This window comes from Lysinibacillus sp. NPDC097868 (assembly GCF_044761135.1).
GTDB lineage: Bacteria > Bacillota > Bacilli > Bacillales_A > Planococcaceae > Lysinibacillus.
The window spans coordinates 619,251-637,352 of sequence record NZ_JBIWBS010000001.1 but is presented as its reverse complement, the minus strand read 5'-3'; the positions used below and the strand labels follow the sequence as shown (position 1 = coordinate 637,352).

At 36.2% G+C, this 18,102-nt stretch carries 12 protein-coding genes; 2 read left to right on the top strand and 10 right to left on the bottom strand.

Features of this window, described 5'->3' with window-relative positions; all coding sequences use genetic code 11:
* Nucleotides 1–210: 210 nt before the first annotated feature.
* The 10 genes from hemA to ACIQXJ_RS02890 all read right to left on the bottom strand — a co-directional run bounded on the left by hemA (nt 211) and on the right by ACIQXJ_RS02890 (nt 16,192).
* Nucleotides 211–1,575 (bottom strand): glutamyl-tRNA reductase, encoded by a 1,365-nt coding sequence (hemA, locus tag ACIQXJ_RS02935; protein ID WP_340823304.1) that lies wholly within the window; start codon nt 1,573–1,575, stop codon nt 211–213.
* A 353-nt stretch (nt 1,576–1,928) separates the two neighbouring features.
* A complete protein-coding gene (locus tag ACIQXJ_RS02930) occupies nt 1,929–4,856 on the bottom strand; it encodes a VWA domain-containing protein (RefSeq protein WP_403049444.1) in 2,928 nt (975 codons plus the stop codon).
* Nucleotides 4,857–4,873: 17 nt separating this feature from the next.
* The gene (locus tag ACIQXJ_RS02925) at nt 4,874–6,322 is read right to left on the bottom strand and encodes an S-layer homology domain-containing protein (protein WP_403049441.1); all 1,449 of its coding nucleotides are present in this window, start codon (nt 6,320–6,322) and stop codon (nt 4,874–4,876) included.
* 80 nt (nt 6,323–6,402) lie between these two features.
* Entirely contained in the window at nt 6,403–8,055 is a 1,653-nt protein-coding gene (locus ACIQXJ_RS02920) for a hypothetical protein (protein ID WP_403049438.1), read from the bottom strand.
* A gap of 166 nt (nt 8,056–8,221) precedes the next feature.
* Nucleotides 8,222–8,395 carry a YjfB family protein gene (locus ACIQXJ_RS02915; RefSeq protein WP_401009293.1) on the bottom strand — a complete coding sequence of 58 codons (174 nt, stop codon included), beginning with the start codon at nt 8,393–8,395 and terminating at the stop codon, nt 8,222–8,224.
* Between the two features lie 209 nt (nt 8,396–8,604).
* Nucleotides 8,605–9,186 (bottom strand): ribosome biogenesis GTP-binding protein YihA/YsxC, encoded by a 582-nt coding sequence (gene yihA / locus ACIQXJ_RS02910; protein WP_401009294.1) that lies wholly within the window; start codon nt 9,184–9,186, stop codon nt 8,605–8,607.
* Nucleotides 9,187–9,190: 4 nt separating this feature from the next.
* Nucleotides 9,191–11,515: an endopeptidase La gene (gene lon, locus ACIQXJ_RS02905; protein ID WP_403049434.1), complete on the bottom strand. Its 2,325-nt coding sequence runs from the start codon at nt 11,513–11,515 to the stop codon at nt 9,191–9,193.
* A gap of 230 nt (nt 11,516–11,745) precedes the next feature.
* Nucleotides 11,746–13,017 (bottom strand): ATP-dependent protease ATP-binding subunit ClpX, encoded by a 1,272-nt coding sequence (gene clpX / locus ACIQXJ_RS02900; protein ID WP_172772230.1) that lies wholly within the window; start codon nt 13,015–13,017, stop codon nt 11,746–11,748.
* Between the two features lie 609 nt (nt 13,018–13,626).
* The gene (tig, locus tag ACIQXJ_RS02895; protein WP_403049431.1) at nt 13,627–14,916 is read right to left on the bottom strand and encodes a trigger factor; all 1,290 of its coding nucleotides are present in this window, start codon (nt 14,914–14,916) and stop codon (nt 13,627–13,629) included.
* A 286-nt stretch (nt 14,917–15,202) separates the two neighbouring features.
* The gene (locus tag ACIQXJ_RS02890) at nt 15,203–16,192 is read right to left on the bottom strand and encodes a DUF3196 family protein (protein WP_403049428.1); all 990 of its coding nucleotides are present in this window, start codon (nt 16,190–16,192) and stop codon (nt 15,203–15,205) included.
* Nucleotides 16,193–16,387: 195 nt separating this feature from the next.
* Here ACIQXJ_RS02890 and ACIQXJ_RS02885 point away from each other — a divergent pair, with 195 nt between their 5' ends.
* Nucleotides 16,388–16,852, top strand: a complete 465-nt coding sequence (locus tag ACIQXJ_RS02885) for a hypothetical protein (protein ID WP_403049425.1) — start codon at nt 16,388–16,390, stop codon at nt 16,850–16,852.
* A 268-nt stretch (nt 16,853–17,120) separates the two neighbouring features.
* Complete coding sequence (locus tag ACIQXJ_RS02880; RefSeq protein ID WP_403049422.1) at nt 17,121–17,963, top strand: DUF2785 domain-containing protein; 843 nt, start codon at nt 17,121–17,123, stop codon at nt 17,961–17,963.
* The last annotated feature ends 139 nt before the right edge of the window (nt 17,964–18,102 follow it).

Genomic DNA, 18,102 nt, shown 5'->3' with positions numbered 1-18,102 from the left:
TCTTTATTTCAAAAAGTGCTAAAGTTACTATAAACAGTATCCCAGCCTAAAAAAAGACGTTTTCGTATCTTTAGTTTACCATACAGATACGAAAACGCCTCATGTAATTTCAAGTTCGCACACGTCGCAAAACTGCGCAATTAGCGCTATTGCTACATGACTCACATCGTGAACCTCAAGCGATTGTGGAGCTTGAATGTCTAGACATATCTAGAAAGAATACTTTGGTTCGGTAGGTGTTTGCGATGACTGTAAACGTTCTTTACGCTCAAGCTCTTGCTTGCTCATCATATCTACTTCTACTTCCACAGCATCTTCAATGCCAAAAATTTGTTGGAATAAACGTAACTGTTCATTTGCTTTTGATGAATTTGCCATTTCTTTAGCTTGTAAGATAGGCTCTTTTAACAATTGATTAATAATTGATTTTGTATGCTTGCTTAAAATCTTACGTTCACGATCCGTTAACTCTGGCATTTTATTTTCAATACTGATCATTGTTTCTTCTTGAATTTGGTTTGCTTTTTTACGTAAAGCCGAGATAACTGGCACGACACCTAGCGTTGCAAACCAATCTTTAAATTGTACAACTTCTTTACCAATCATTTGTGTAATTTCTGCTGCTGCACGTTCACGCTCTGCTAAGTTTGCTTCTACAATACCTTGTAAATCATCGATATCATATAAGAAAACGTTTGGTAAGTCTCCAACACGTGGATCAATATCACGTGGTACCGCAATATCTACCATAAATAATGGTTTACCTTTACGTAAACGTTCAACAAGTTGCATTAATTCATAATCAATAACAAAATCTGTTGCACCTGTAGACGTAATTAAAATATCCGCCTCAAGTAACGAGCATTGTAATTCCCTCATTGATTTTGCTTCGCCCTGGAATTTAGCAGCTAAAGTCTCTGCTTTTTCAAACGTACGGTTAATAACCGTTACTTTTCCTACGCCATTGCCATATAAATTTTCAATGGCAAGTTCACCCATTTTACCTGCACCTAAAATAGCAACATGCTTGCGCTGTAAAGATCCAAAAATTTTCTTTGCTAATTCTACTGCTGCATATGAAACAGATACTGCATTCTCTCCGATAGCTGTTTCACTATGTGCTCGCTTCGCAAATGTCACTGCTTGTTTAAATAACTGATTGTAGACCGTACCTGTCGTCCCAATCTCTTGTCCATTTAAGAAGCTTTTCTTCACTTGTCCTAAAATTTGAGTTTCACCAAGCACCATTGAATCAATTCCAGCTGTTACTTTAAACAAATGCTCTAATGCCTCATCTTCTTCTCGAATTGTTAAATAAGAAGAAAAAGTCTCCACAGGCAAGTTAAACCAATCTGCTAAAAATTGCTTTACATAGTGTCGGCCAGTATGCAATTGATCAACTACTGCATATATTTCTGTCCGATTACAAGTCGAAACTATTACGTTTTCCAATATACTTTTTTGTTTTTGCAGCGCTTCCATTGCTTGTGGTAGCTCGCTCTCTATGAAAGATAGCTTTTCACGAATTTCAACTGGCGCTGATTTATAATTCAAGCCTACTACGATGGTATGCATGAATAACACCTCACACGTTCTAATTCACAAATCTCATTATAGCACAGTTCGACAATAGTTCATCTATAATTTGTGAACATGTCATGAAGAACTATAATTCATTTTCTACATTAGAATTATTATAAACTAAGTTTAACAAATTATACTGCTTGTTTCAAATTTAAAAACTGGACTCAAATATGCAGTAGCATCTTGTGTCGAAAATAAGGAAAATATATATAATGATGATGGCATATATAGAGAAATGACTTTTAACTCTACTTCATAAAACAATTTAAATAGACTATAGACGACTCAAATAATCAATTGAGTTCATCTACAGTCTAGAATGGCTCTATATAAGAGCGATATTATTAATTTGTAATTTTCACAGTTTGCTGCGAAATTACATTTCCGTCTTTATCATATGCTAGAAATTCGATGTCGCCATTAACTTTAAAATCATACATAGTTTGTACATTTTTAGTCAACATAAACACACTATCACTACGCTTTTTAAGTTCAAATTGAACATCCCCGCTGACAGAAGAATAACGAACAATGACATTTGCAACATTTGAACAATTACCATCAATTCTTGCATTCATTGTAATATAACCTTTACGTAATGTTACTTCAGCTTCTTCAAATATGTCCTCTGGATTAATACAACTTGAAGGCGAAGTTTTACATAAGATCGAATCAATTATTTTTTGAGCAACCTGATGGAATTGTAAATTATCAATAGCATGATAGTAAATACCACCAGTTTCCGTAGCTATTTGTGTAAGTATTGCTTCATTAATTTGATTTTTCTTACCCATACTTACAGTGTAAATTTTAATGCCTTTCTTTTTCGCATCATTGATTACTTTTGTCATTTTTGATTTGCTTGTTTTACCATCAGACACAACAACAATGGATTTAGAAGTTTTTGTATCGTTCGAGAATTTAGTAAGAGCCAACTCTATACCCGCAAAGATATCTGTAGCACCCTTATCCTTTGAAGTACGATATAGATCTTTCTTTAAGACGTTATCTGTACCGCCTTCTCCCAATACATTCGCACTTGTATTAGTCTCAATGACAATATTATTTTTAGCTTGGATTTGATTGATTAGTTCAACCATTTTTTGGCCACGATAATTCGTTTGATCAATTCGTTTCATAGAAGATGAGTAATCGACTACATATGCGACTTCAGTTGCTAATGAACAAGCATTTTTACTAAAGTAAGGATTTGTAAAAATTTCTTTCACAATCGTTTTATCCGTAAGTGGCTTCAATATTGTGGCATAACGTGGATCAATTTTATTGACAAGCGTTGCTTCTATTTTAGACTTTCCATAAATGATTGAGTCAAAATAAGCGACCGCAGTTCCAGGACCACCTGTATTATTCAAATAATCCGAAGTATTCGTGACAAAGGAAGCTGTCTTCTCAACACCATCAAATTTGATTTTTACAGTTCCTTGATAGTCGGTAATAATTTCTCCACCTGGGCTCACTAACGTCACCATTACTTGTGTATATCGGTCCTTACCATTTGGCCTTGCTGCAGCGTCAGCACTTTCTTTTAACGCCTCTACACGTTTCTTATATGCTTCTACTTGGCCTAGTAATTTACCACCTTGGTATTTCAATAATACCGTACGCTCATAATTACTTAGGCTCGTTAAAATCGCATAAATTTTCATAACACTATCATAATGCTCTAATGTCAAATTCTTTTCTTCCGGCATGTATTTCGGACTCATTAATTGAATGATTGCACCAACCGGATTGATGTTTTCAACTTGTGACGCAATATTATCATCGATTCCTTGGATGCGATAAATCGGACGACCATCTTCAGAAATCATGTACATAATCTCAGTCTTAGCTGGCGTCGTCACTGAGTCTTTTAGTCGATCATTCAGTATTTTTTCAAATAAAAATACCGAAATATTGTAGTTTTCAAATTGTAAAATCGCATTCTCGTATCCGAGTGCTGGATACTTCGGATCTGAGCCACCATATTGTAAGTAGATATTTTCTACTTGACCAAGAGCATTTGTAACATTTGTTTGTTGCCCAATGCTGAATTTCTTTTCATCTGCATCCGGATTTAATGGTACAGGACCATATACATCAATTAAATTTTCTGTGAAAAACTCAGGTGGCTTTTCATATTGTACATATGGTGGTGTTACACTTCCGTTATCATCCGTGTTGGTTGGGTCATACACTTTAAAATCAATGCGCAATTCTGGCTGTGGTAAGTAACGAACGTGTGCATTTATTTTTTCTCCAACAAGACATTTCATGCTAGGATCTGTATTGTTAATAAGCTCAAAAGTAATCGTATCACGCACTGATTTCGTTAACTTTTTCGCTTTAACAAATGCTGTTACTGTTGAGCCGTCGGATTGTACATTACGAACAGCTTCCCCAGCTGCATTTACAATATCCGCTCCATTTGAAGAAGTCACACGGAACGTATATGACTTGTCATCGGCAATAGGGTCACCATTACATGCCTTTAAAGATACAGTAATTGGCGTCATATCCTCACCATTCGCAATTAAATCAGGTTTTTCAACTTCAATACTTTGTAATGCATTATTAACATAGTCGGGACCAGTAAAATCATTGTCATTATCTGTTGGTTCTTCAAACTCACCACTATTAGAGCCCATAAAACCTGCTGGCAATGTAATTTTGTCATTATCACGCCCTGCTGCAGATCGTTTCAATCCTTGTACAGCAAAGGAATTGTTTTGCACAATACGATATAAGAACTCAGCTGCATCGCCGCGAGATAGTTTCGTAGAGGGATTAAAATCAGCAAATGTTTTTTTGCCGGTATTACCAGTTGAAATATCATTTGTATATAAATATTGTACGGCTTGCGGCTCATCCAAGTCTAAACCTTGAAATGCAGCATAGATACGTGCAAAATGACCTCGAGTTATAGATTTTGAACGATTCGCTATGACATGTGTTCCATCAAACGGTAAATAAAAATCACTATAAAAATTATAGGCAACGTTCTCGTTATAAGATAACGCATAGTTTTTATCAAGCTTAGCAAACATTGTTACTAGCTCTCGTTCAGTTACTTGTTCGTTTGGTAAAAAGTTATTCGCACTATTTAACGATAGTAAATCATTATCGACAGCCCATGAGATGGCTTTGTATTTACTATTAGATGTTGGTACATCTTGAATCGTTGTAGCAGCCAGTGCGACTGATGGTGTTAAAGTCATAAAGGCTAGTACAAAACAAGCTAGTAATAGCAATGCCTTTTTCGCATACTTCATTCATTTCAATCCTTTCATTAGTTAAAGAATAAAATATCATCTCGATAGTTTTGTTTTAAATCATTTTCTAAATAGTTTAAGAATCGTTCAAGCACAACAGATGCTTGTGCACGCGTTAACGGTTGATTTGGATTAAAACGCCCAGTTACAGGGTCACCTGTCATTAGACCAAGCTCATTGACAATATAAATTCCGTCTCTTGAATAGTCTGGAATTAGCGCATCATCTTTAAATTCCGTTACATAGCCAGGTTCTGGCGCTTTATTTTCAAGCCCTAATGCACGTACAAATATTGCAGCTGCTTGCGCACGTGTAATCGCATTATCAGGTTTAAAATAATCTGGTGTCACACCTTTAATAATGCCTTTATTTACTGCTGATTCAATATATGGATAATCTTTCACTGTACGCTTAACATCCTTAAAGACACTTGTGGATGTTTTTTTCGTATTCTTTTCTTCCATTACACGAAGATCCACTGCTTTACCAATCGCTATTGTAAAGTCAATTCGCTTCATCGGTGTGTTTGGTGAAAAGAAATTACTTGTATCTGAATAGATCCCTAAAGAATATAGTTTTTCGATAGCACCTTTAGCATAATGATTAGATAAATCTCGGAACTTCGGAATTATTAGACGTTCGATTGTTGGCGTAAATTCAGTATCCAAATCAACTTTGCCTTTTTTGCCAGAAGCTAAGTCATACGTATATTCTGAAATTACGTCTTTTTCACTAACGACCGCATAGCCCCCATCGAAGCTAGCTAAACTACCTGGGTTTTCCTCATAATTGAGGACACGTGATTTACTTGTTGATAAACGGTTTTTCACATGGCTAGTTGTACCATCACTGTACGTATAAATAGATTCTGTAATTTGCGTTTCAGTTGCGCCCCAGAAATTTTCGTAGCCTGCATGACGACTATCAATATCTATTGTTACCGTATTTGTTTTTGCATTTTTTCCTGAGCCAGTTTGATAGGTATATGTTTTTCTTGAAATAACATTACCTGAAAAATAATCAGAAGCTGCACGGTTATCCGTTACAGTACCTTGTGAAAATTGGTAGTCTGCTAATGTATACGTAATTTTTCCATCAACAATTTTTTCAGTGTATTTTTTGACAACCCCATTGGATGTTTTTTGCCCAATCGTAGCATAATTAACAACATCGGATTCATAGGCAATATTTCTTGTTAATGTTGCCCCATTACTTGCTGTTAGTTTTAAATTATAGGTTTCTGTTAATTTACCTTTTGTTTCTTTTTGTGTAATTTTAATATCTTTACTTGTACCTTTAAAAATGATTGGTGTTCCAGTAATGAACACTGCTTCTTCATATGTATATTCATTTTTTACAGCACCTGTTGTTTCCACCGATGCAGCGGAGGCATCTACTAGAATACTCGTCCCCAAAACGAACACCATTAGAATGGCTACCATTACTTTATATAAATGGTTTCGCATCTGTTCTTTTCCCCTCTCTTTCTTCCCATGCATATGCACAGATGAAGCTATCTCGTATTGTAGAGATAGCTTCTATCTTGTTAATCAACTAAAATGAAATGTGCTTTTACAAATCGGTCAGATAATACGACTAAACGATCAGAAGGATTCAAATCAGATGGTTGAATGACTTTCCCTGCTTTTATCAGCGTAGCTTGATCAATATTCATATCAACCATTTGGCCAGCTTCATACCAACGGCCATTTTGCCATTGACTCACACTTTTCACATTAATAGTAGCTGGATATGTCGATTTTACTGACTGTAGTTTACCGACTAGCATTAATGGGGCAACAGGTTTTGCATTATCTAACATGTGAAGAGCCTGAACATGCCCGTTGTTTACATAGAAGTAACCATAATCGCCTTCCGATAAATACAGTTCAATATCTGGCATTACGCTGTACGTTTTATTACCATCATCTACCATTGCTTTTGTTGTATTACTAACAGATAGTACGGTACTAGCTGTTTTTTTGAAAACGTTTGATTCAATCTTCATTGCATCATCAATTTCAATTAAGTAGCCATCTGCTTGTGCTAAACGGCCATAATATAATTCATGCGAAGCTAAATTTGGTGACATAAAGCTATCACTTGTAACTTCTACTACTTGCGCATAATGATCGCGAGCAGTACCATCTGTAATGACAAACGCTGTTCCATATGCCAATAATCCTGTTGGTTGAATAAAACGACCATTTCGAATTAAAATTGACCCATCATGGAAGTACAGTGTGCCAGCAGATTTAAGTTTTAACAATTGATAATCTGTATCGACAGCAATCATCGGCTCGTAGTAAGTACGTTCATTGTTTTTCAACACGACAATCTTTTCAATAACTTCTTTACCAAATTGCTTCACCGTTGCATAATATGCTTCACTGCCAATATAATTTTTCAATTGGCCCTTTTCAATTTTCGTATTTCCAACGTAAATTGGTACCTTTGTTGAAAAATTCATCGTTGAAAGAGCAGTTGTTGACGCTGAACCAAATTGCCAGTTCACAAAGGCATTTTGATTTTTTACTGTTAATTTGTTGGCATTGATATTAACCGCTTGAATTTCACCTTTGTATAAATTTTCAACTAATGTTCCAGTCTCACTAATATCTACTTTTGTGACAATCGATGTACTTTTATTTTTCAAATTAAGCTTTACACGATCACCTACATACATCCCACTAATATCTACCGATGAAGAACCCTTTTGAAAAGCAGTATCCTTATTCAAATAATATGTAGTTTCTTTTCCAATATCTGGCTTCACCATGATAAACAAACCTTTTGGGTCGATGCTTGTGATTACGCCAGCAATTACTTTAGGACTTTGAGCAACTGTCGTTGATTCCTCGGTGGAATTGGAAGTACCGCGGAGCTCAACCACACTACGAAGGTTGATTTCAGCCTCTACTTTCATGCCCATCTTAAAGCCCTCAATCGTAGTTTCAGTGTTATTAATGTACAGGCGGGCATTATTGTTAATATTGTATGTTACTTGACGGCCACTAGCATTTTCTAACGTAATTTTACTAAGCTGCCTTTCTACTTCCCCGTTTGAATTCGTATATTCTGAATAGGTTACATCAACGAAGGTTCCTGTTACTAACTGTGCGGCATGGACAGTCGGTATTGATGGCAAGCTAAGTGCCATTAAAAACAGGACAATCAATATGTATGGAATCTTCTTCAACAATTCCCGCCTCCTTAAAAAAATGTTATTTATAAATAGTATATCGTATTATTGGTAGTTTTTCTTATTCAAAAAGTTACATTTTAACGTGTTTTAATATTTTTTTGAATCTACCATTAGACATAAAGTTAGAGGTAGCTTCCAACTTCAAGCTACCTCGCCATGATCATACTTGGATGTCAATTGTATGTCCAGCTGTTGGATGTGGAGCATCTAGCATCTCAACAAGCTGTTCAGTATTTTGCTGTTGCATGTCCATTGCTTGCTTTGTAACAGCTAAAGATACATTTTGCATAAGATTTGATTGATGCATTGCGATTGATAAAGCTGCGATATCCATTTTAGTCCACCTCCTATTTAATTTATCGGCTAAACTTGCCATTCATAAAGTAATTTCCTCATATTTATCCATAACTTTCAGACTAGCAGTAGAAAAGCTTATTCACTTCTTTTCATATAAAGAGAGCACAAAAAATGTTGTGTGTAGTTCAAATATTAGGCAATAAAAAAACATCTACTGTGCTTCTAAACGCAATAGATGTTTTTTGATTACATTTTATTTTCAATGGTACGCCAAGCTTCTTCAAAACCGAGACCCTTTTCAGAAGAGAACACAATAAGTGGATCATTTTTATCCATATCTAGAGTTTCCTTGACAACTTTTTTGTGCTTATCCCATTTACCTTTTGGAATTTTATCTGCCTTCGTTGCAATGACAATACAAGGGATATTGTAATGTTTTAAAAAGTCATACATCATTCGATCATCAGCAGTTGGAGGATGACGTAAATCAACAATTTGAACTACCGCTTTTAATTCTTCACGGCCAGTGATGTAACGTTCAATCATTTTTCCCCATGCTTCACGCTCTGTTTTTGAGACTTTGGCATAACCATATCCCGGAACATCGACGAAAAACAGCTGTTCTTCAATTTTGTAAAAATTTAGCGTTTGTGTCTTCCCAGGTTTAGAAGAAATACGTGCTAACGCCTTACGCCCAATCATACGGTTAATAAATGATGACTTCCCAACATTTGAGCGACCTGCTAATGCAAACTCTGGCAGTCCATCTTCTGGGTATTGGTCCGGTCTTACTGCACTAATGACCATTTCGACATTATGGACTTTCATTTCCTTAAAAACCTCCGTCCAGTGCAATTGCTAATACTTCATCAGCAGATGACACTAGTTTAAATGTGAGTTGTTCGCGTACACTTTCAGGAATATCTTCAATATCACGTTCATTATCTTTTGGACAAATGATTGTTGTTAAACCTGCTCTGTGCGCGCTTAATGTTTTTTCTTTCAAACCGCCGATAGGTAGTACACGACCACGTAACGTAATTTCACCAGTCATTCCTACTTCACGACGAATCGGACGATGTAAAATAGCCGAAACAATTGCTGTCGCCATCGTAATACCTGCAGAAGGGCCATCTTTTGGTACTGCTCCCTCAGGTACATGGATGTGGATATCATGTGTATCAAAATATTCTGAGTCTACATTGAGATCCTCTATTTTAGTTCGGACAAACGATAATGCTGTTTGCGCGGATTCCTTCATAACATCTCCGAGTTTCCCTGTTAACTGAATTTTGCCCTTACCAGGAGTTAAGGAAACTTCAATTTGTAATGTGTCACCACCAACAGTTGTATATGCTAGTCCTGTTGCTACACCAATCTGGTTTTCCTCTTCCGCTTGTCCATAGCGGAAACGGTGCTTACCAAGATATTCGATTACTGATTTTGAATTTACTGTTACACGTTTCTTTTCTCCAGAAACAATAATTTTAGCAATTTTACGACAAAGTGTTGCTATTTGTCGCTCTAGACCTCGGACACCTGCTTCACGTGTATAATAACGAATAATGTCCAGCACTGCTTCATCTTTGATAACTACTTGCGTTTTCTTCAAGCCATGTTCTTTTAATTGCTTTGGTATCAAATGGTTTTTTGTAATTTGCGCCTTTTCGATTTCTGTATAGCCTGCAATCGAAATTACTTCCATACGATCTAATAATGGTCCAGGAATCGTACTTAAATCATTAGCTGTAGCAATAAATAATACGTTAGATAAGTCATACGGTTCTTCGATATAGTGATCGCTAAACGTATTGTTTTGTGCAGGGTCCAGCACTTCTAACATTGCGGCTGCAGGATCTCCTCGGAAATCATTCGACATTTTATCGATTTCATCAAGTAAAAATACAGGATTAATCGTACCTGCTTTTTTCATTCCTTGAATAATACGACCTGGCATCGCACCTACATACGTACGACGATGTCCTCGAATTTCGGATTCATCTCGCACCCCACCTAAAGAAATACGAATAAATTTACGATCTAAACTTTCAGCAATTGAGCGTGCTAACGATGTTTTACCTACTCCGGGAGGACCAGCTAAACATAGAATTGGTCCACGTAATGAATTTTTCAACTGACGCACAGCTAAATATTCAAGTACACGTTCCTTTACTTTATCTAGTCCAGCATGATCTCTGTTTAAAATTTCCTCAGCATGGGCAATATTCATTCGATCTTCAGTTGACTTCGTCCAAGGTAAAGACACTAACCAGTCAATATAGTTTCGAATTACTCCACTTTCCGCACTTGCGCTAGGTAGTTTTTCATAACGATCAAGTTCTTTTAGCGCTGCTTCTTTTGCAGATTCAGGCATACCTGTTTCATCAATGAGCTTACGTAATTCAGTTACTTCGCCAGTTTTACCTTCTCGGTCCCCAAGCTCTGTTTGAATAGCCTTCATTTGTTCGCGTAAGTAATATTCCTTTTGCGTACGCTCCATTGATTGCTTTACTTTTGAATTAATTTTCTTTTCGAGATCCAGGACCTCTTGCTCATCATGCAGGCGAATAATTAAATGATCTAAGCGTTTCTTAACATTTAGCATTTCTAGAACTTCTTGTTTATCCGCAATTTTGATTGGTAAATGCGAGGCAATAATATCAGCAAGACGACTTGGTTCTTCAATGTCAGCAACTGTATTAATTGTTTCTGTTGTTATTTTGTTGGAGGATTTCGCGTATCTTTCAAAATACGTTAACAATGTACGCATTAAGGCCTGTGTTTCCACATCTTTATCGATTTTTTCCTCTTTAACATCAATATCAACAACTGTATATTTCTCTAACGCTTGATAGTTGGACCATGTTGCACGTGCTACACCTTCCACTAAAATACGTAGCGTACCATTTGGTAACTTTAGCATTTGCTTTACATAAGCCATTGTACCAACTTGATATAAATCCTGCTCTTCTGGCTGTTCATCGTGCATTTCTTTTTGTGTTACCAATAAAATCAATTGGTCCTCTAACATCGCTTGTTCTAGCGCCGCTACAGAACGATTTCTACCCACATCAATATGTAACACCATCGACGGGTATACTAAAAGTCCACGTAAAGGCAATAATGGTACATTTGTTGTTTTTTGAATTGTTACCATGCGGGTATTCACCTCCGTCAAAATTTTCTTGTTCACAATCCCGCGCTTCTAGTATGTGTTTAAAAAACCGATTCACACTATCTATTCAAACGAGCCAAAAATTTCATCTATTTACAGTCGTCAGCTTTATGTATGAATAAAAAGCTGACTCCCGATATGTGCGAACATTGCACAATCGAAGTCAGCTAAGTTACTCTTTTTCTCATAACAATAGACGCTACGTCTGTTTATTATGCCGAAGTTTTTGTGTCGCTACCTTCATCGAGTTCAGTGCCATCTTCAAGAAGCAATTTCGGTTTTTCTTTTTCCGTAATTGTTTTTGCAGTAATGATACATTTTTTCACGTCATCACGTGAAGGTAATTCGTACATTACATCAAGCATAGTTGACTCAATAATTGAACGAAGACCACGTGCACCTGTTTTACGTTCAATTGCTTCCTTTGCAATTTCAGAAAGGGCACCTTCATCAAACTCAAGCTCAACACCATCTAGTTCAAGCATTTTTTGATACTGCTTCGCAAGCGCATTTTTTGGTTCCGTCAAAATTTGTACAAGTGCTGCCTCGTTTAATTGCTCTAGGCTTGCAAGTACTGGTAATCGACCGATGAATTCTGGAATTAGACCAAATTTCAACAAATCTTCAGGAATCAATTTCGCCATTAATGAACCTTCGTCCACTTCTACTTTATTAGGATCTGAACCGAAACCAATTACTTTTTCACCTTGACGACGTTTAATGATGGATTCAATTCCATCAAATGCTCCGCCTACGATAAATAAAATATTTGTTGTATCAATTTGTAAAAATTCTTGGTGCGGATGCTTACGTCCACCCTGTGGAGGTACACTTGCAACAGTGCCTTCTAAAATTTTTAGCAACGCCTGTTGGACCCCTTCACCAGAAACATCTCGAGTTATCGACGGATTTTCTGATTTACGTGCAACTTTATCGATTTCATCAATATAGATGATTCCTTTTTCTGCACGTTCAATATCATAATCTGCTGATTGGATTAATTTTAATAAAATATTTTCAACGTCTTCACCTACATAACCAGCTTCTGTTAAAGAAGTAGCATCTGCAATTGCGAAAGGAACGTTTAGTATACGTGCTAATGTTTGAGCTAATAATGTTTTACCGCTACCAGTTGGGCCGATTAACACAATGTTCGATTTTGCTAATTCCACATCATCGATTTTACTATTAGTATTGATACGTTTGTAGTGATTGTAAACCGCAACTGCTAAGGCTTTTTTAGCACGCTCTTGTCCAATTACATACTCATTTAAAATCGATTGGATTTCTTTCGGTTTCGGAATATCTTGGAAATCGATTTCTTCCTCAACACCTAGTTCTTCTACAACGATTTCTGAACAAAGTTCGATACATTCATCACAAATATAAACACCAGGACCTGCAACTAATTTACGTACTTGTTCTTGTGGCTTACCACAGAATGAGCATTTTAAATTGCCTTTTTCATCATTAAATTTGAACAATATGTTTCACCCCTATTCAAGCTACAATCTTACAAGATTATTGAACCATTATCAAATAAATTGATTGTAACATTTACGTCATGGCGCAAATGCATCTAGATTTTGAATTATTTTCAAAGTATTCAAGCATGAGGACAGTTAGCTAAAAATCGGCAGTCATCCTCGCTTAAACCAATAACCGCTACCTGCTTGCTTATATGCAAATAATTCGTGTTGATGCGATCATTCAGATAACCCATGACCACTGATTGATTGTTTAACTTCATTCCTTCAAGGTTTAGTTCCCTCACTCGTAAAACCTATGTGCGCTCTTCTTCCATTATAATGGGGGCGCTATAATTACTGCTACTTTTCGGCTCTACTACAATGAAGTTAAAATTTAGCATCGTGTAAAAAGTTAAACAACAATACTATGTATAAGTATATTAACTAAAGTGGCCTCCAAAAGTATAACAGTTAGTAAAAATCAGACTTACTTTTTGTCGTCCTTGACCTTGAGAGGTTGGGGCCCCTTTAGCCTAAACTAAAAAGCTATGTGTGATAAAACAAGGCACGGTTTAGCGCCGTACCTTGTCTTCTTAATTTTTCTATCTAGTTACGTAAAAAATCTTATTCAGTAATTTTAGCGTTTTCCACTAAAAATTCAACTGTTTTTTGGATTTTAATGTCATTTTCAAGAACAGCAGTACCGCCTAGAGCGCCAGTAATTTGTTCTTTTGTCATATTGAATTGAGCAGCCATTTTTTCTAATTCAGCTTCAATATCAGCTTCAGTAGCTTCAATTTTCTCTGCATCAGCGATTGCTTCAAGAGTTAATGAAACACGTACACGGCTTTCAGCTTCTTCTTTCATTTGACCGCGTAAATCTTCTTCTGATTGACCAGAGAATTGGTAGTAAAGGTCTAAGTTCATACCTTGTGTTTGTAAGCGTTGGCCAAACTCTTGTAGCATACGATCTGTTTCAGAGTTAACCATGCCAGCTGGTACTTCGAATTCTGCATTGTCAGCAGCTTTTTCTACTAATTCGTCGCGAAGTGTAGCGTCTGATTCTGCTTGTTTTTGAGAAGCAGTTTGTTCTTGAATTTTTGCACGTAATGCTTCTACGCCTTCAACTTCAGGATCTAATTCTTTTGCAAACTCATCGTTTAGCTCAGGAAGTACTTTTGTTTTCACTTCTTTAACAGTTACTTTGAAAGTAGCTTCTTTACCAGCTAGTTCAGCAGCGTGATATTCTTCTGGGAAAGTTACAGTAACGTCTTTCTCTTCGCCAGCTTTCACGCCTACTAATTGCTCTTCAAATCCAGGAATGAATGAACCTGAACCGATTTCTAATGGGTAGTCTTCACCTTTTCCGCCTTCGAAAGCTTCTTCGCCTACGAAACCTTCAAAGTCAATTACCGCTGTGTCGCCTTCTACGATAGCTTCATCTTCTTTAATTTCAAGTTCAGCTTTACGTGCTAATTGTTCTTGAATTTGAGCTTCAACTTCTTCATCTGTTACTTCAACTGGAAGTTTCGTAACTTCTAAGCCTTTGTAGTCGCCAAGTTTTGGTTCTGGTTTCACTGTTACTTGAGCAGTGAATGAGAAGTCTTGACCATGAACGAAGTTTTCTGTACCAGAAATTTCTGGGTAATCAACTGGCATAATACCAGCTTCGTCAATTGCTTTTGCATAAGAATCTGGAACAATGATTTCTAATGCATCTTGATATAAAGATTCAATTCCAAAGCGTTGTTCAAACATTTTACGAGGCATTTTACCTTTACGGAAACCTGGTACGTTAATTTGTTTCACAACTTTTTTGAACGCTTGGTCCATCGCTGCATCTACTTCAGTAGCTGGTACTTCGATTGTAAGAGTACCGATATTTCCTTCTTGTTTTTCCCATTTTGCTGACATGTATAAATACCTCCAAAATAATCTAGTTTCAATTACGTATGACGTAATTGTGTTCGGATTTCGATTTCTCGATAATTTTTGTAAATCCGCAACTTGTATCAAAGACTTTGCATTTAGTTAAAGGTTTAATCCCCTACTAAATAGTAAAAACCTTTGACATTCATCCACCTACTTGTTAAGTAGGGGATTTCGGTTGAATCAAGTTTAAATGTTAGACAATTTATTCGTAACTACGATTTTGACAACCATTTTAGTATATCATAGATGCGCATAGTTTCAACTTATTTCATACTTCATGGAGTTCTGTTAGTTTTTCTAACATTTGTAAAAAGTCGATGATTTCATAGTCCATTTCCTGCACCTTACCAAGCATCGCTTTTACAAAATCAATATAACTATATGCAATATCATCCGCTCCAAACGGATGCCATTCAAATGGATACGTAACTATTGCGTGCTTAGCCATTAAATATTGTACCATTTCTAATGTTGATGGGTCTTGTTCTAATTTAGATTCTATAATTTTTTTTATTTCACCATACTGCTGTAATTGATTAGGTAACGCAAGATCAATCGGATTAATAGTTTTTGTTTGCTCAAATTTCGTAACAGTAACTTCAATTGATACTTCTTGCTCTACTAGCAAAATAAGTGCAAGACTCTGCACAAATGGATGGATATCTGAACATTCGATAATAGCCTTTAACGGCATTTTTAACTGCCGTACATTCGTATCCATTAGCCGATGCAATCCCAACGATTGTTCATTCGGTGTAAGTGCGGTAAATTTCCCTAATTCATATTCTTGCGCTTCTATCAGTTCTTGTACATCTTCTCGTTGTTGAAGTTTTTTAGCGACTTCACTATTTATACTTTTTAAGCGTTCAAATTTTTCTAGCTGTGCTTCCGGAAGAACGTTTTCCTCTATTAACGTAGTTATTATAGATTCAACTTGATGATATTCCTTTAACTGCATGCAAATTGTAATGTATAGCTCCATCACTTCAACATACAAAGAAGTGCCCATAGCTAGCAATTGCTCACATACTTCTTTAGCCTTTACATATAGTTTCAGCTCATATAAAGCATACGCATAGGCACTTAAGGCTTTTTCATCTCCTTGGTCATATAAAAATGCCTTTTCAAAACATGCGACAGCCTCTTCATATTGATATTTTCCCACATACATATGGCCCTCACGAATTAACGTTTGGGTTGCACCAGGAAAAACAACAATATTGTCATGTTTAATAACATGGCGCTTTTGCTTTGTCATTTTTCTCACCTCTTTAGCTCACTAGTTCCCAATTGTTTATTTTTAACAAAAATAATTGGATTTATATTCATATTTTGTAATGAATTGAATTATAATTAATAATACCTAACATAATTCACCTTATTGATAGAAAGCGCTTCAACCATAGTCATTGTCAGCTAGACGAAAACAAGTTGTTCACAAGGAGTGTAATACATGCCATTAATGGATACAATCATTGAATTCGATAGTCGCATCTCCCCCGCTTTCGAGGCACTATCAATTAAAGTTATATCGATTACAACAGCACACGGTCCGCTACAAGATTATTCAATTGACTTCGAATTTTTTACGCGTACAAAAATTAATACGTTTACGAAAGAAGCAACGACACATATCTCGAGTATTCAAGGGACTATACCCGGTTCCATCTCAATTGGGCATCATCAGGAGTCTCTTTATATTATTCCCCAAAGTGTGCACATTGAATGCAATTATAAGATTCTGCATATTGACACAAAAGATATGAAGCGCATTTTACAGCATTCCAACCCTACGCTCTATTATAGTGAGTGGCTTTTAGATGCTATCAAAAATGCAAGTATTCTTGTTGAATTAAAAACGAATCAAAACACAATTATCGAATGGCCGCTCGGCATAAAGTCTGCTGTTATATTATAGGAAGCTAAACAAAAACCTTTTATGTAGATGATGCTTTTGAAACCGACTAGCCCAATCTATTCTTATGTCTGAGGCATACTGGAAAAGTATGTCTTTTTGTCATGAATCAAACACCAATCCTTCATTCGTTGCGCTATAATCATATCAGCTTTCGATAGATTCCGGTATTCCTATTGCGAAAGTAACCATTAAAAAAATTACATCTGACAAATTTCTTTAGTAAAGAAGGTATAATAAAAAAATAGATTTATTATTGGAGGCAATTATCATGGATATAAAAGAAGCATTACAAACATTTTCTTCAATGACACTTACAGCAAGACAAGCGTTTTTTGAAAAAGAAGGCGATTGGCTATTGAAGGAAATGTTAACGCACATCGGTTCAACTGATGAAAAGCTACGCGATCACCTTATATATCGAACATTTATCGACCTGCTCAGTGATAACTTACTAAACTCACAGCAACTCCAATATTTGTTCGATACAGCAATAGGTGAAGATTACTTATATGCAAAAATTGGGGAACAAAAGGAAGATAGTGTATTCACACGCTCCTTTTCAGCGTTACTTGTAGCTGGCATTCTTGCAAAAGATAGTGAACTCCTTATTTTAAATGAGACAAGCTTACAATCTTTCTTTAAAAAAATCGGTCGTTATTTGTTACTTGAAAAGGATACAAGAGGTCACGTCGAAGGTAAAGGTTGGGCACACAGCATTGCACATGGGGCCGATTTAGCTGCCATGACAATTAAACATCCTAAGTTTGACTTGCAATATGCACCATCCATCTTACACGCACTGAAATTGGCAACTTGGAAAGATGTTGTCTATGTAAACGATGAGGAAGAACGCTTTGTAAATATCATTGAGGCATTATTAGCAAGGGACTATTCTGAAGAAGCCTTATCGGAATGGGTAGAGCAATCTTTTGATAAGTTCGAAATGCATTTAGTAACGCAAGGTTATAATGAAAGCTTTTTTAGTGGACGTACTTGCACATTAAACGCGATGAAGACATTGTATTTCGCTTTAAAAATGAATAATCAAGCACCTAAACTTCAAAATACACTGTATATCCAAGTAGCAAAGTGGCTGAAGCTCGGTTCTTAACTAATGAGAGAGCATCCAAATCACATTGGATGTTCTTTTTTACGAACCACTAATATTGATATACTAATTTCTGTTAAATATCGAAAGCGCTTAATTATGTTAACATAATTTTATCATTGTTCCAATATCCCCTCTCTAA

Coding starts and splice junctions, on each gene's coding strand:
- hemA (WP_340823304.1), bottom strand. CDS start 1,575: ATGCATACCATCGTAGTAGGCTTGAATTATAAATCAGCGCCAGTTGAA.
- ACIQXJ_RS02930 (WP_403049444.1), bottom strand. CDS start 4,856: ATGAAGTATGCGAAAAAGGCATTGCTATTACTAGCTTGTTTTGTACTA.
- ACIQXJ_RS02925 (WP_403049441.1), bottom strand. CDS start 6,322: ATGCGAAACCATTTATATAAAGTAATGGTAGCCATTCTAATGGTGTTC.
- ACIQXJ_RS02915 (WP_401009293.1), bottom strand. CDS start 8,395: ATGGATATCGCAGCTTTATCAATCGCAATGCATCAATCAAATCTTATG.
- yihA (WP_401009294.1), bottom strand. CDS start 9,186: ATGAAAGTCCATAATGTCGAAATGGTCATTAGTGCAGTAAGACCGGAC.
- lon (WP_403049434.1), bottom strand. CDS start 11,515: ATGGTAACAATTCAAAAAACAACAAATGTACCATTATTGCCTTTACGT.
- tig (WP_403049431.1), bottom strand. CDS start 14,916: ATGTCAGCAAAATGGGAAAAACAAGAAGGAAATATCGGTACTCTTACA.
- ACIQXJ_RS02890 (WP_403049428.1), bottom strand. CDS start 16,192: ATGACAAAGCAAAAGCGCCATGTTATTAAACATGACAATATTGTTGTT.
- ACIQXJ_RS02885 (WP_403049425.1), top strand. CDS start 16,388: ATGCCATTAATGGATACAATCATTGAATTCGATAGTCGCATCTCCCCC.
- ACIQXJ_RS02880 (WP_403049422.1), top strand. CDS start 17,121: ATGGATATAAAAGAAGCATTACAAACATTTTCTTCAATGACACTTACA.